We start from the raw sequence: 14,599 nt of genomic DNA, 5'->3' as shown, positions 1-14,599 counted from the left end.
TTCCTCCTTAGCTCAGTCGGTAGAGCATTCGGCTGTTAACCGAAGTGTCGTTGGTTCGAGTCCAACAGGGGGAGTTTAATCGGAGCATGAAGCCCGATTTGATAAGGCTCCATGGTCAAGCGGTTAAGACACCGCCCTTTCACGGCGGTAACAGGGGTTCAAATCCCCTTGGAGTCATTCGCTTCTGCGAAGAACTAAATAATATGGTGCCATAGCCAAGTGGTAAGGCAAAGGTCTGCAACACCACAAACTAGGGAGTCAAATAGTATATTTATTCCTCCTTAGCTCAGTCGGTAGAGCATGCGGCTGTTAACCGCAGTGTCGTTGGTTCGAGTCCAACAGGGGGAGCTACAAACCCAATAATTGTGCAAAATAACTAAATACGGCGCAGTAGCCAAGTGGTAAGGCAATGGTCTGCAACACCAGTATTCACCGGTTCAAATCCGGTCTGCGCCTCTTAAAAAGCCCAGAAAATCAAGGTTTTCGAGGCTTTTTCTTTTTTCAAAATCCTATAATTCTGTCTAAAAAAATAAGGTGGCAAAATTATAGGAAAGAAAAAGTTCACAATTTTTTCTACAAGTCCATTTTTCCATAATCCAATTCCCTTTTTTAAAAAATTAATTCTAAAATACAAATTTTCATGCTTTAATATTTATAGATATGTCCGCCAAAAACCGTTAAAAACCTTATAAAATCAAGTAAAATCGTTTCGTAAGGTGGACGATAAGGTGGCAGAATTTTGGTTGTTACAGCCTGTGCCATCATACTGTAGACAACTATTTCCTCTGTTAAGCGGAAGATTTATGCAATCATAGCATCAATTAAACTTACCTTACGTTCACTGTCTGTATGAACATAAGTACGCATGATGACCTCATAGTTATCGCCAATGATTTCAGCAGCTTCCTTTATTTCTCCCATATTGTGAGTCTGCCGGATCAGATTTGTTGCAAAAGTGTGCCGTAGTGCATGAAGATTATATTCTGGAATCTCAGCACGCTTACAAATTTTCTTTAGCGTATTGGCTAAATTTTGGATTGTAGGGCTGACACCATTTTGCGTAGATAATATCAAATCTGGAAAAACCCGATTTTTATCGTATAGCTCCATCATACATGATAGTGAAAATTCAGCTTCCTTGTTTAATGGAATAGTCCGTAAACTATTTGGGTATTTTGGAGGAGTCAAAATCATTTTAGTCTTTTTTTTGGAACCGGCCTCTCTGTTTTTAACCCTGCTAAGCGTATGTGTGATTTTAATGCCACGCCGTCCTAAAAAGGGCACGATAGAAGATTGACCTAATGCAAGCAATTCACCACCACGTAAACCTGTGTTTAAAAGGAATACAATGGCAGGACCATATCTATACAAATAGCGTTCATTTTTATTTGGACTGGGTTCCATTGCAATTTCTTTTATGATCTGCTCATGTTCTGGTGGGATGATTGAGATTTCCTTTGTTTCTACAGGAAGAACGGATTCTTCCGGCATTATCACCCGATTTAAAATATCAGAAAAGTTTTTTGGCAGTTCGCCGAGAGAAATTGCTGTTTTAATCATTGCAGACCAAAATAAGTAAATTTTCTTTAATGATGAATAACTCAGGATTTCCTTTTTAGCATTAATCGTTGCTGTAATATCATCAGCAGTCAGATTAGAAAATGTTTTGCTAAAAGCATCCGTATCTTTTAAATGATTTTCGTATGTTTTTTCTAATCGATCCAGGCTGGTTTGTTTGAATTTGCCAGCTTCAACCATGAGACTTTTGCGGAATAAGTATTTGTTCGCATAGTCCTGTACTTTGATGTTTGAAGTAATTGCGTCTTGTATTGCGACTTTTATCTTCCAGTCATCTAATAATGCTTTCGCTTCTCCTTTGGTAGGAGCATTAAACTCCTTGTCCGGTAGCCCTTTTTTTCTATATCGGGCAGTCCAACCTCCTCTCTTATTTGGAAATAGTGATCCATCCCCTTTGGATCTTCTTTTTTGTTGTGTACCTTTCGTTGTTCTCGCCATGAATAGTTCCCTTTCTTTAATGAGATATTCATGCCAAATCAGGTATAAGGTCTATTTTAATATAGCCAAGCCTGATTGACAATAACTTTCTAAAGGGCCTAAAAGAATATTTGCTTTCCTATGTTTTTCTTGAGAAACTCCTGAATAGAAGCTGGTGAAGTAAAATATTGCCGCCCAACTTTTGTAACTGGAAGAATTCCACTGTCAAGAAGTTCCCTGGTTTTTGTTTTTCCAATGCCGAGCATGGATGCTATCTCCTGAACGGAGTATGCTTTAAAGAGATTGTCTGTTTCACTCAATATAATCACCTCTATAAATTAGATTAATGAAAGAGTAGACATATCAGGAAACCGTTTCCTATGCCATGTTTCATGCACGTATGAGGTGTTACTATGTAATCATCAAGCTGCAGGCGTGCATTTATGCGACACTATCTGCAGCACCTATATACATTTCCTGATAAGGTATAAAATTATCAAGGTACAATAGCGTAAGACTTGGTTTTGTCTTAACAATTTCATTAAGTAATTAACTGAGATTTTTTCAGATTGAACAGATTATGTACTTTTTATTAAAAATTTTTCTATAAACTTGAAAAAAGAGAGGTGGGATACGTGATATTTCAATATTTTAATTGAAGTCATATATGCAAAGCATAGTATTTAAGAACATACAATATATTGTGCATGAAGATTGACATATACTATATCATGTGCTACTATACTGCTATAGTTAATTTTATGCGTACCCATAGGGGGAGTTTTGGATTTGTATAAATCCGAAGACTCAAGGAGAGCAGTAAGGCTGCTTATTCCGCATAAGTTGTTTATGATTGTATAAAGTGTCACTATCTGTCCTTATGGGGCAATAGCGGCACTTTTGTTTTTTCGGTAATATTATCAGGGATATGAGAATGGATAGCGAAGGAATACTTCACTTTTCATTCTTTTTTTATGTCCTAATGAAAGGCAGGATTGCCACAATCAGCTTTGGCTGTTTATGGATAAATAAATTTAAGAAAGGTGGTACACACATGAAAGAAACAAAGATTTATGCAGATGAGTTTTGCACTACATTTACAAGTACAACGGAGATGCTGGAATTTCTGGCTGAGAGGGCAAAGCAGTCCAAGTGGATTCGTAAGCCTACCAGGATGCTAAAACTGGTTCCATTGGAAAAGGAGGCAGAAACCATTGAAGAAGCCTGTGAAAAAGAACTGGAAGGAATAGTAGAGGATACAGAAAAGAATACCCAGTTGGTATTAAAAGTGAACAAGGATTTTTATCCGGTTCGTGACTGTGCTATCCATACAATTCTGAAAAGAGCCGGCATTAATGGAACAGGATTAAAGAAACTGGAGAAAGCTACTTATGCAAAGGTAGTAAACTACTGTCTTCAGGTAGCGAAAGGAGATGCCTTAATCAAGGTGGCAGATGGAAAAGTATCTGCAGTACATGGCGGTGATGATCATGATTACTGTGTACTGGATATGCAGACAATCTTCAATATGACAAGTGATTATCTGAAAGCACATTTTAAGGGAAGTACGTATCTGGAGGGATCTGGAAGTTTTGACCATTCCATTGTGTCTGCTATGTGGACTTTAGGAGGAAATCAGGAACTTTTGGATACTTATCACCAGGCTTTGGAGGATCATGGAATTGAGGATAAGAGCCTTGCTCCTGCACTGCGCCTGACTACTTCTGATGTAGCAGTAAGTGGTGTGAATCTGTATCCCATGATGCTCTCACAAACCAGTAATCGTGTCATTAACCTGGGTAGTCCTATCAAACTGTCACATGATAGAGGGGCAACCTTACAGGATTTCCGGAATAATCTGGACAAAATTTTTTCCCGTTATCAGGAAGCGGTTAAAGGAATTGTTGGTTTGATGGATATAGATATCCAAAACCCTGTAAACTGTCTGCATCTGATTATGAAGGAACTCAAAATCAATCAGAAAATCCGAAACGAAGTAGTAGAGCTTTTTGTGGGACAATATGGGGAAGAACCATGCACAGCTCATGATCTTTATTTTGCCATGCACGAAGCTGCTTTCTTTGCTGCTTGTGAAGGATTTTCTGCACCACGGATTTTAAAATTGGAAGAAGATATTGCAAAAACACTGGTCTTTGACTGGAAAGGGTTTGATGTATATGGAACGATTAAATTATAAGGAGGAAATGAGATGAATACAGCATTAAATTATCAGCCGGAAGTTCTTGTTGATACAGCAGATTTGAGCCGAGAAGATTGGTTGGATTATCGGCGTCTTGGTATTGGTGGAAGCGATGCAGCGGCAATCATGGGCTTATCCCCATTTTCGACAATCAGGGATTTGTATTTCGATAAAATTGGTGTTACGCCAGTAATCGAAGAAGAGGAAGAAAACTGGGTAGCGAAAGAAGTGGGACACCGCCTGGAAGATTTGGTTGCCATGATTTTTGCCAAGAAGACTGGACTTGAAGTTTTCCCTGTACGAAAAATGTTCCGGCATCCGCTATATCCGTTTATGTTAGCGGATGTGGATTACTTTATCCGTTTTCCAGATGGCAGCATTGGGATTTTGGAATGTAAAACCTGTAATTACAATGCAAAAGACAAATGGGCAGATGATGGGATTCCTGAAAACTATGTTTTGCAGGTTCGTCATTATCTTGCAGTCATGAATATGAATAAGGCATATATTGCCTGCCTTTATGGAAACAATGAAAATGAATTTGTTTACCGGTGTCTGGAACGAGATAGAATGGAGGAAGAAGAACTCATTGACCAGGAGAAATACTTCTGGGAGGAATATGTGGAGAAGAAAATAGAACCACCGTATTCCGGAAAGCCAGATCTCATTTTGGCTAGTATCCGGAAATATAATGGTTACGCAGACAAATCAATTCCTGAAATCAGCATATCTAGCTTGGAATCACGCAGTCTTGAAAAATATCTCAAATTATCTGAAGAAAAATCCCAATTGGAAAAGAGAAAAAAGAAGATTGAAGCGGAACAACGTGCATTGAGCGTACCGTTTGTCGAGCTTCTTGGACAAGGGTGTAAGGCAGTGATCGAGGATGGGAGTTTCCGTTACCGGATTACTTATAATCCTACGATACGCACCCAGATTGGAAAAGAAAATATGGAGAAACTGAAAAATCAGCATCCGGATATCTACGAAGAATACACAAGCACTACAGAAAGCAGGATTTTCCGGATTAAAAAGGAGGTTGCATAATGTTACAAGGAAAAAAGGCATATATTTGTTCTCCGCTGTCTGCCCCGAATCCAGAGGGAATGCAGCATAATATGGAACTGGCAAAATACTATTTCATGCAGATGAAAAGGCTGTATCATTGCCGTACTTTTGCTTCACATGCACATCTTCCGTTAATGTTGGATGACCGTATCCCAGAAGAGCGTGAGACTGCAATGCAGATTGGAGCTTTGATGCTGGATTTATGTGAAGTATTAATAATTTGTGGTTCCTGCATCAGTGAGGGAATGAGAAGAGAGATTCAGACAGCATTTGAAAAAGGAAAAGACGTTTATTGGTATGATTCCAAGATGAAATCAGGCGAATTGATGAAAGTAGAGAACTGGAGGAGCATAGACGATGAGGTGCAAATATATACGTAAGATTTTTCAAAATGAGGAAAACGGATATACGGTTGCGTTATTTTCCACGCTGGATCATGAGGTTCCTCTTTCTGCCAGAGATAAATTTTGGGCAGACAAAAAAATCATTGCGTTTACTGCAAAAGGATATGACCTGCCTCTTACGGATGAAATCGAAATAGAGATGGAAGGCGAGTGGGAGACAAATTCCCATGGAACACAATACAAGGTAGAAACTTTTTTGGAAGTTGTACCTAGAACAAGGGAAGGTATCTTAGGATACCTTTCTTGTGGTTCTTTAAAAGGAATTGGTCCCAAAACGGCAGAACGGATTGTCAATCGTTTTGGTCTGGATACCTTGGAGGTAATGGAAAAGTATCCACAGGAATTATTAAAGATTCAGGGGATATCTCAGAAAAAACTGGACCGTATTGTGGATTCTTTTGGAAAAAACAAAGTATTCCGGGAATTGATGACTTTTTTATCACCGTTTCATGTTACGCCTAAAAAAGCAAATATGATTCTTCAGAAGTTTCGGGATCAATCCGTAGAAATCATTCGGAAGCAGCCTTATATACTTTGCTCAGTCAAAGGGTTTGGTTTTCTCACTGTGGATGCCATTGCAAGGCAGTGCTGTGCTGCAACAAATGATCCTATGCGTATTTCCGGATGCGTCAGCTATGTGCTGCGGGAAGCCATGAAGCAGAACGGACATTTATATCTGGAGCAGGAAATTTTGGTAAAAGATGCATTGAAGGTTCTGAATAAAGAACTGAATCTTCAGCCGGTGACGGAAACAGAGATTTTAAAAGTGTTATATCGTCTGGTCATGCAGGACAGTATCGTGGTAGAAGAGAATAGGGTTTACATTACCCAACAGCATCAGGAAGAAGAGGATACAGCCTCTATGATTGCAAGAAAATTGCATGAGCGAATTCCAGTTCTTACGATTGAAAAGGAACTGGAGGAAGCACAGGAGGATTTAAACATAACATTATCCGAACAGCAGAAAGAAGCAGTACGTATGGTTTTTGCAAACCCGATCAGCATTATTACTGGAGGACCTGGAACCGGAAAAACAACGGTTTTGAAGATCATCTTGTATATCTATCAGAAAAAATGCGGGAATGAAGTAAAACTGATGGCACCGACTGGACGTGCCGCAAGGCGAATGGCAGAGAGTACCGGAAGTGGAGATGCAACTACGATGCACATGGCATTGGGGCTTTTTGGTGATGGTGATTATGAAGCACTTATAGATGAATTGTCCGCAGATTTTATTAATGTGGATGAGGTATCTATGGTAGATATGCACCTTGCCTATGAATTTTTTTACAAGGTAAAAGCAGGAGCCAGAGTGCTTTTGGTAGGAGATGTCCACCAGCTTCCTTCTGTAGGAGCAGGAGATGTGTTCCGGCAGCTTATCTTGTGCGGGAAAATACCGGTTACTGTTTTAAATCTGGTATATCGCCAGGGGAAGGACAGCAACATCCCCATAAATGCTCAACTTATCAATGAAGGAAAGACAAACCTGCAATGGGGGGATGATTTCCAGATGGTCGAATGTTCAGGAGCAGATGCGGCGGCACAAATTGTTAAAAATATCTATCTCAAGGAAATTCAGATGTATGGTATGGAGCAAGTACAGATACTCTCTCCATATAAAGTGAGAAGTGCAGCCGGTGTCTTGGAACTGAACCGCAGTCTGCAGGACGAGGTAAATCCCCCTGTATCCGGAAAAAGGGAGCTTCATCTTGGCGGTGAGATATTTCGGGAAGGTGACAGAATCCTTCAAAACAAGAATACAGAATTTGCCAGTAACGGAGATTTGGGTACATTGGTACAGATTGCTGAAGATGAGGACAATAACCCTCTGGTTCAAATCGTATTTACAGATGGCCGCAGGGTGAAGTATGAGGCAGAGCAGGTGGAAATGATTGAACATGCAAACGCCATAACCATACACAAAAGCCAAGGAAGCGAGTGCCAGGTGGTCATCATTCCGTGGTTAAAAGCTTTTTATCCCATGCTGAAGCGGAACATCTTTTATACGGGAATCACCAGGGCAAAACAGCGTGTTTATATTGTTGGGGAATGGAAAGCCGTTTGTCAGGCAATCCACACAGATGATACGGGAACCAGAAAGACGATGCTGGCAGTAAAAATACAACAGTATTGTGAACGGTATCAGAGACAGGAAAACAGACGGATCCCTGCAACAATTTGCAACCGGGCTGTGTAAAAAAATAGCAAAATAGTTCAATGTTGAGAATTGGCAGGTTATTACTTTATGAAGGGATGTCCTGCCGGTTCCAAAGAAAGGAGCAGGCAATGAGCGAATTATTATATAACAAGTCAAAAGCAGTAGAAGAACTGAATAAAGTGGAAGGATTTTATCCTCTGGAACTTGCCAGAGTTATTTCTAATGAAGGGCAGGAGGAACAACGGTATCTGGATGTGAAATATCGGAAGCTGTGGTTCCGTCTGGTAAATCCTACAGGCAAGATTATCAGCCGGATTGTTCACTTTACCGAAAATATGGCAGTCGTAGAAGCCAGAATTTATCTGGATAAGTGTGATCAGGAAGATAATTATATTGCAAATTCCTTTTCACAGAAGTTTCGTACAGCAGATATACAGTTTGGGGATAAATTTCTTGAAATGGCAGAAACAGCGGCAATTGGGCGAGCTTTGGCAGATGCTGGGTATGGCCTGCAATTTGCTGATGTAGGGGAAGGAAATGATCCAATGCAGGTAGATGCAGGAATTCCTGTAAATCAGGGAACACAGATGCAGACTGCGATGCCAGCACAAACCCCTGCACCAGGAATGCAGCAGACTCCCAATCAGTCAGCAGGAACCATGCCATCATTTCCGCCTCAAGCAACTCCGGGGCAGCAGATGATGGAACAGTTTTATCAAGAAGCACAAGCCAATGGAAATACGATTGGCGGGGTAACGGGTACAGGACAGATGACAAATCCGGTAATGAGTCCGGCAACTGGATCTGTACCAGTTATGCAGCAGATGCCTTCTAAGCCGCAATTTCTGGATCCCAATATGCCAGTGGAAGAACTGGTGAAATGGATGAGTTATGAGCAGGCAATACAAGTAGCCGTAACAGGACAGGGAAAATTTAGTGGAAAAACCATGGGACAGGTTGCAATAGAAAGTCCTTCCAGCTTGCAATGGTTCGCAGAACAGTATCATGGACAGAACCATTTCATACCGGCGGCAGCCAGAGTAATTCTTGCAAAGGCATAGCAAATAGCCGGCTTAACATTCTTTCCACAGCCAATAAAGGCTGTGGAAGAAAGGAGGAGCCATAGAGTGTATGATATGTCAGGCTTTAACTACGATATCACAGATGTCGTGCATTTACTGCAGCTTAGAGTACGGCATAAAAATTCTTCGTCAATGGATGTGAATTGTCCATTTTGTGGAGAAACAAAAGGGAAAATGAATGTTAATCTTCAGAAAAATGTGTTCCGGTGTAATCGGTGTGATGCTTCCGGTGGAATGCTAGAATTATACGGAAGACTGCATGGTGTTTCCAGTGCAGAGGCAAACCGACAGATCCGGGAAGCTCTGGGAAAGGGGGAATACCGGACGGATTATCAGGTAGTTCATAAAGAAGAGCCTGTAGAAATTTTCAATGCCGAGTTAGCGGATGCAGATGTCATTGACCGAACATATCAAGAAATGTTGTCGTTATTGACCTTAAATGATAAACATCAGGAAGATCTTAAAAAAAGAGGGCTGACGAAAGAACAGATCGAGATACAGAGGTATCGTAGTGTACCGTTGTTTGGAATTAAAAACATGGTACAAAAACTGTTGGAATCCGGACAGACAGTAAAAGGTGTGCCAGGATTTTATGAAGATCAAGACGGGAAATGGACAATTAATTTTACTTCTAAAAATTCTGGGATTTTGATACCGATTCGATCCATGGAAGGAAAAATACAAGGATTTCAGATACGGTTGGATCAGGTAATGGAGGGACGGAAGTATATCTGGCTTTCCAGTGTGAAATTCCAAAATGGAGTATCATCAGGGAGTCCGGTACATGTCATAGGAAGTCTGGACGCAGAACAGATCTATTTAACAGAAGGTGCATTAAAAGGTACGATAGCCCACTATTTATCTGGAGATACGTTCATTTGCGTTGCAGGTGTCAATCAGTACAGAAATTTAAAGCCAGTTTTGGAAACACTGAAAAGCAGGCATCTGCAGCACCTATATGAAGCTTATGATATGGATAAAAAAATGAAGGTATATTGTGATGGGGATTCTGAGAAATGTGATGCCTGTCAACGTAAACCAGCCACTTTTTATTGTCCGCATAAGATGCAGAAACGGCAGATTCTACAGAACGCTTGTAGAAAGGTGTATGAAATCTGTAGTGGATTGTCTATTTCCATGAGCCGTATGGTTTGGGACATGGATTCTTATGGTGAGTGGAATGGGCAGATCAAAGGAATTGATGATTATTACTATGTATTGAAAAATACGGGGTAAATATGGACCGGGCAAGTTGTCCGGTCTTATGGAAGAGGAGGATTCGATGAAACGAAAGAAAATTTACGGTATATTTATGCTTGTAGCCATTGCTGTTTTTTTATTTGCAGGAGGAAGGATATTGCAAATTTATTTGAATTATCAGGAAAGTCAAAAAGTCTATGAGCAGATGGAAGGGTTTACACAAAAGATAGAGGATCAAGACCTGTCACCAGAAGCGGTTCCAGGGGAAACACCAGGGGAGGTCGTAGAGCAGGGATTCCTACAGGTGGATTTTAACAAGCTGGAAGAAATCAATCCAGATGTCATTGCATGGATTGAGATTCCTGGTTTGGAAATTAGTTATCCGGTAGTCCAGGGGAGGGATAATGACTATTATCTGCATCACCTGATTACGGGAGAAAATCATAAAAGTGGCAGTATTTTTATGGACTTTCACAACCAGGAGAATTTATCAGACAGAAATTCCATTATCTATGGGCATAATATGAAGGATGGGAGCATGTTTGGAACCCTGGATCAGTATCAGTCACAGGCACTTTATCGAAACTATCCCTATTTTTATATGTATGTGCCAGGATATATTTATGAGTATCAGATTTTTTCCTGTTATGCAGCACCGACGGATCATCCAGCATATACTTATGATTTTCCTACTTCTGAGGACTATGAAGTTTTTCTGGAAACACTACAAAGAAGTGCTGAGTATAACACAGGGATGACAGTTACCGAGGAGGATCAGGTAGTGACCTTATCAACTTGTGTAAATACCCGAAAGGATTATCGCTATTTAGTACATGGAAAACTGAAACAGAAAATAAAAATGGAGGAATAATAGATGTTAGATTTTGAATATGCAAAGGCATTGGCAGAGGTTGTGCTGGATACAACTTGCAGCGAAAAAGAAAGAGAAGTACGGCTGGAGTGTTTAACCCAAATATTTGGCAGAGCAAATGCTTATTTAAAGAAAGGCTTCTTACCCGATGTGGTAGAGGCTTTTTTTGTGCGAAAAATGAAAGGTTTGCCACTGGTATCGACAAAGCAGGATATGCAGGATTTTTTGAAAGTCAGTACACCCCATTATTTTGGCGGGAAATTTACAGTTAGTAATATTCCGTATTATTCTGAGGAAGAGGAACTGCTACTTTGGTCAGAAACATCACTTCGTGGTCCATTGATTTCAGCCGGATATGAACGCTATATGGAACTGTTTAAAAAGATTTTGCCTCAAAAGGCAGAACAGATTAATTTTTTATAAAGAGAAATAATTCGAATGAGGACTGGAAATATATGGTGGTTTAAAGATAAATGTTAAAAATTATTATATAGGAAGAAAGCATCTGTCTGTAGCAAAATGCTGCAGACAGGATATTTTTTTGAAAAAAAGTTGCTTTGTACGGAAGCTCTGCGTACAAGAGAAGTATAAAGAAAAAAGGAGAGATGATTTTATGATAAAAAAAGTTCGGATTGCGGTAGACCATGGCAATAGAAATATGAAAACCTGTTCCCGGGTATTTACGACAGGGCTTACCATTCAGGATAAAAAGCCTGCCAGAGGGGAAAAGTTCCTGTTCTATGAGGGAAAGTATTATGTGCTGAGTGAAAATAGGATTCCTTATCAAAGAGATAAAACGCATGATGATCGGTTTTTTATCCTTACTCTATTTGCAATCGTAAAAGAGCTGGAGGAAAACCCTCAAATTCAGCCAGAGGATGTCATTCAGGTGGATCTTCCGATTGGGCTGCCACCCAAGCATTATGCAGAACTTTGTGAACGGTATGAAGCATATTTTAAAAGACAAGGGAAAATCCATGATATCAATTACTGTGGTAGGACATATCATATCACCATTGGAGAGGTAATGGCATTTCCACAGGACTATGCGGCTATGATGACTATGATTGAAAAGCTGCAGCAGATTCCCAAAGTAGTAGGAATTGATATAGGAGGATTTACTACTGACTATCTGCTGATGCGGAAAGGTAATCCAGATATGGAAGCCTGTGATTCCATGGAAAAAGGCGTGATTACCATGTATAACAAGATTATTTCCGGGATTAACAGTGAATATGATATTTTGTTAGAGGAAAGTGATATTGACAGTATCCTTCAGGGAAACACAGAGTTTTATGAAGAGGCTGTAGTCCGTATGACAGAAGGTATGGTGCAAGATTTTGTAAAGGATCTGCTGAACAGTATTCGAGAAAGAGGCATAGATACCAAAGCAGCATATACGGTATTTATTGGAGGCGGGGCAAAGCTATTGAGCCATTTCTTGGAACAATCAGACCGTCTAGGGAAATATACCTTTATTGAGGATATTTCTGCCAATGCCAAAGGATATGACAGACTGTTTCAGATTATGTAGAGGAGTGTGATAAATGTGGAGAAAAAGAATCCCTATAAATTCACACTTGGATTTGATAAAACAAAGCCTTCACATGTGAGGGCAACAGAAATCCTAAACTCTGTAAAGGATAAGGCGGATTTAATCGCTTCAGCGTTGGTATCTTACATAGATGATGTCCGACAAGAGGAAGGGGCTGTTTTAAGTAATGAAGCTCTTCAGGTTCTAATGCAGGAGATGGTAAAGCAAGAAGTAGCAAAAGCAATGCACCTGCATTCCATAAAGCCAGAGGAGCCGAATCATAATTCAAATAGTGTAATGGCTGTGCAGCAGGAATCACTTGAAACCATTACTCCGGAAGTAGCAAAAAGTGTAAGAGATGCTATGAGCATATTCCGTAATCGATCATAAACAAAAAAGAAGCACTCTGATTTGAGATGCTTCTTTTTTTGTGTATTTTTTATCGTCCACAGGAAACGCACAGATTGGACAAAGGTTTTTCACAGATTCTATCCATATACTCATAGGTTAGATATTGTTAGAAAAAGTTAATCGGAATGCTCTTTTTCTTTTAATGCAGAAAGAAGTTCACGCAATGTACGAAGGGCAATCTGGCGATCATCTTCGGAACAGGTTTGCAGCTCTTTCATGATTTGATATGTGGTAGTATCTGCTTCATCTTCCTGAACAACGGAATCAATAGAAATTCTCAAATACTGGGTAAGAGGAATCAAAGTAGCAAGCTCTGGATTTCCATTGCAGGTTTCAATATCAGAGATTGTTCGTGTGGAAACTCCTGCCCGTTCTGCCAGACTGGACTGTGACAGGCCAAGCCGTTCTCTTTCGCTTCTTACCGTGTAGCCTAATTTTTTCTTGACAGTATCCATCCGCATCCGCATCACCTCACTTATTGTTTTATTTTAACGTAGATTGATAGTAAGAGAAACGCATTATAGTACATGATAAAACGCAATATAGTGTGAGTAAGCGGTGCTTTAGAACCTGTAAAAGGAGGAAAGCACCCATGCTGCAAGCAAGGAAAAGGCATTCGTGTAGCGATTCATCAAAAAAACTCTTCCATTATGGGGAAACGAAGAGAGTCATTTATATGCAGGATATGCGTTAAGTGTTAGATGTTCCGTGCAGTATCCTGCATGGTTTAGAAGAAATGTCGGATTAGCTGAATGCTGGTTCGGCTTTTTCTTTTATCATGGAAGGAAACTATTTTTTTATCCTGGCTGCAGATCGCCACCTTTAGAAATTTGGAAACTAATTCATTTTCAAATTTCGGAGGTAAAGGATGAAAGAAGAGAAAAAATACAGTGGTTCTAAAACAAGAAACTATTTTACGGCATATTTGTTGGCATCTATCCAGGGGAGACGACTCCGGTATCTGGAAAAGCAGCAGAAAATACTATTTGCGGAGGAGAATCTGGAGGATAAAGAAATCACAGATATAGACATTTCTTTGGAGGAACGATTAGAACTTGAGAAAAAGGAACAGTTACTTCTGGATGAATCCAAGGGAATTTATCCAGAGTGGAATGAGATGACGGACATAAACCTTATGGAAGCCATGTTTTCTTTGCAGGAGGAAGAACGAAAGCTTATCTATCAGCATGTCTTTGAGGAGCGTACATTTAAAGAAATGAGCATCTTGAATCAGATGCCGGAAGAACGGTGTAAAGGTGCATATTATTGGGCTATTCGGAAAATACGCAAGAGAATGGGAGGAAAGAGATCATGAATTTTAAAGAATTGTTATACCGGGCAAGGCAAGGGGATGAAGATGCTATTCTGGAAATATTTGAAATGTACCGACCACTTTTAATTAAAAATGCTTTGGTAGAAGGGATTTTTGATGAAGATCTGTATCAGGAATTGACAGCAGAATTGCTGAAGTGCATACGGTATTTTAGAGATGTAGAATAGCATAATCAAAGCCTTCTGTGATTATCATATACATTTCAATTACAGAAGGCTTTATAGATAAAGGCATTATAACAGTTATAGGATCATCTATACAAGAAAATAGGTAATTGCGAAACAAGTTCGCAATCCTGACTAAAAAGCGGTAAGAATCCTGCAACGCAGGATTCTTAAGATGA

The 14,599-nt window shown here is 39.9% G+C and carries 15 protein-coding genes and 4 tRNA genes; 16 read left to right on the top strand and 3 right to left on the bottom strand.

Features of this window, described 5'->3' with window-relative positions; translation table 11 throughout:
- Position 1: 1 nt before the first annotated feature.
- The 4 genes from AB5170_RS21625 (at position 2) to AB5170_RS21610 (ending at position 456) form a co-directional block, all read left to right on the top strand.
- Positions 2–74, top strand: a tRNA-Asn gene (locus AB5170_RS21625).
- A gap of 31 nt (positions 75–105) precedes the next feature.
- Positions 106–177 (top strand) — tRNA-Glu (locus AB5170_RS21620).
- A gap of 98 nt (positions 178–275) precedes the next feature.
- A tRNA-Asn gene (locus AB5170_RS21615) sits at positions 276–348 on the top strand.
- A 36-nt stretch (positions 349–384) separates the two neighbouring features.
- Positions 385–456, top strand: a tRNA-Cys gene (locus AB5170_RS21610).
- Positions 457–801: 345 nt separating this feature from the next.
- On the opposite strand, the gene AB5170_RS21605 is transcribed toward AB5170_RS21610, so the two are convergent.
- Together AB5170_RS21605 and AB5170_RS21600 are read right to left on the bottom strand one after the other, a co-directional pair.
- Positions 802–2,016 carry a site-specific integrase gene (locus tag AB5170_RS21605; RefSeq protein WP_059085258.1) on the bottom strand — a complete coding sequence of 405 codons (1,215 nt, stop codon included), beginning with the start codon at positions 2,014–2,016 and terminating at the stop codon, positions 802–804.
- 98 nt (positions 2,017–2,114) lie between these two features.
- Positions 2,115–2,315 (bottom strand): helix-turn-helix domain-containing protein, encoded by a 201-nt coding sequence (locus tag AB5170_RS21600; protein ID WP_243148421.1) that lies wholly within the window; start codon positions 2,313–2,315, stop codon positions 2,115–2,117.
- Positions 2,316–3,049: 734 nt separating this feature from the next.
- Between AB5170_RS21600 and AB5170_RS21595 the strand changes: the two genes are divergently transcribed.
- The 10 genes from AB5170_RS21595 (at position 3,050) to AB5170_RS21550 (ending at position 12,902) form a co-directional block, all read left to right on the top strand.
- Positions 3,050–4,192 (top strand): transposase, encoded by a 1,143-nt coding sequence (locus AB5170_RS21595; protein WP_173685593.1) that lies wholly within the window; start codon positions 3,050–3,052, stop codon positions 4,190–4,192.
- A 12-nt stretch (positions 4,193–4,204) separates the two neighbouring features.
- Positions 4,205–5,242 (top strand): YqaJ viral recombinase family protein, encoded by a 1,038-nt coding sequence (locus tag AB5170_RS21590; protein ID WP_025581134.1) that lies wholly within the window; start codon positions 4,205–4,207, stop codon positions 5,240–5,242.
- The gene (locus tag AB5170_RS21585; RefSeq protein ID WP_161209975.1) at positions 5,242–5,643 is read left to right on the top strand and encodes a DUF4406 domain-containing protein; all 402 of its coding nucleotides are present in this window, start codon (positions 5,242–5,244) and stop codon (positions 5,641–5,643) included. The genes AB5170_RS21590 and AB5170_RS21585 overlap by 1 nt, the downstream gene beginning before the upstream one ends.
- Positions 5,621–7,864, top strand: coding sequence for an ATP-dependent RecD-like DNA helicase (locus tag AB5170_RS21580; RefSeq protein WP_161209974.1), 2,244 nt, complete (start codon positions 5,621–5,623; stop codon positions 7,862–7,864). The genes AB5170_RS21585 and AB5170_RS21580 overlap by 23 nt, the downstream gene beginning before the upstream one ends.
- An 89-nt stretch (positions 7,865–7,953) precedes the next feature.
- Entirely contained in the window at positions 7,954–8,886 is a 933-nt protein-coding gene (locus AB5170_RS21575) for a hypothetical protein (RefSeq protein ID WP_173763162.1), read from the top strand.
- A 75-nt stretch (positions 8,887–8,961) separates the two neighbouring features.
- Positions 8,962–10,143 carry a CHC2 zinc finger domain-containing protein gene (locus AB5170_RS21570; RefSeq protein WP_368361822.1) on the top strand — a complete coding sequence of 394 codons (1,182 nt, stop codon included), beginning with the start codon at positions 8,962–8,964 and terminating at the stop codon, positions 10,141–10,143.
- A gap of 46 nt (positions 10,144–10,189) precedes the next feature.
- Complete coding sequence (srtB, locus tag AB5170_RS21565) at positions 10,190–10,978, top strand: class B sortase (RefSeq protein ID WP_242860547.1); 789 nt, start codon at positions 10,190–10,192, stop codon at positions 10,976–10,978.
- Positions 10,979–10,981: 3 nt separating this feature from the next.
- Positions 10,982–11,401: a hypothetical protein gene (locus AB5170_RS21560; RefSeq protein ID WP_055153600.1), complete on the top strand. Its 420-nt coding sequence runs from the start codon at positions 10,982–10,984 to the stop codon at positions 11,399–11,401.
- A gap of 190 nt (positions 11,402–11,591) precedes the next feature.
- Positions 11,592–12,512: a ParM/StbA family protein gene (locus tag AB5170_RS21555; RefSeq protein WP_055153598.1), complete on the top strand. Its 921-nt coding sequence runs from the start codon at positions 11,592–11,594 to the stop codon at positions 12,510–12,512.
- Positions 12,513–12,527: 15 nt separating this feature from the next.
- A complete protein-coding gene (locus AB5170_RS21550; RefSeq protein WP_005342240.1) occupies positions 12,528–12,902 on the top strand; it encodes a hypothetical protein in 375 nt (124 codons plus the stop codon).
- A gap of 137 nt (positions 12,903–13,039) precedes the next feature.
- On the opposite strand, the gene AB5170_RS21545 is transcribed toward AB5170_RS21550, so the two are convergent.
- Positions 13,040–13,384 carry a helix-turn-helix domain-containing protein gene (locus AB5170_RS21545; RefSeq protein WP_005342243.1) on the bottom strand — a complete coding sequence of 115 codons (345 nt, stop codon included), beginning with the start codon at positions 13,382–13,384 and terminating at the stop codon, positions 13,040–13,042.
- 407 nt (positions 13,385–13,791) lie between these two features.
- Here AB5170_RS21545 and AB5170_RS21540 point away from each other — a divergent pair, with 407 nt between their 5' ends.
- Positions 13,792–14,238: a sigma-70 family RNA polymerase sigma factor gene (locus tag AB5170_RS21540; RefSeq protein ID WP_005342245.1), complete on the top strand. Its 447-nt coding sequence runs from the start codon at positions 13,792–13,794 to the stop codon at positions 14,236–14,238.
- Positions 14,235–14,423, top strand: a complete 189-nt coding sequence (locus AB5170_RS21535; protein WP_025579110.1) for a helix-turn-helix domain-containing protein — start codon at positions 14,235–14,237, stop codon at positions 14,421–14,423. The genes AB5170_RS21540 and AB5170_RS21535 overlap by 4 nt, the downstream gene beginning before the upstream one ends.
- The last annotated feature ends 176 nt before the right edge of the window (positions 14,424–14,599 follow it).

Source organism: Ruminococcus sp. RTP21484sp1_RTP21281st1_A8_RTP21281_210402, from assembly GCF_040914025.1.
GTDB lineage: Bacteria > Bacillota > Clostridia > Lachnospirales > Lachnospiraceae > Blautia_A > Blautia_A faecis.
This window is presented reverse-complemented; position numbering and strand designations above follow the sequence as displayed.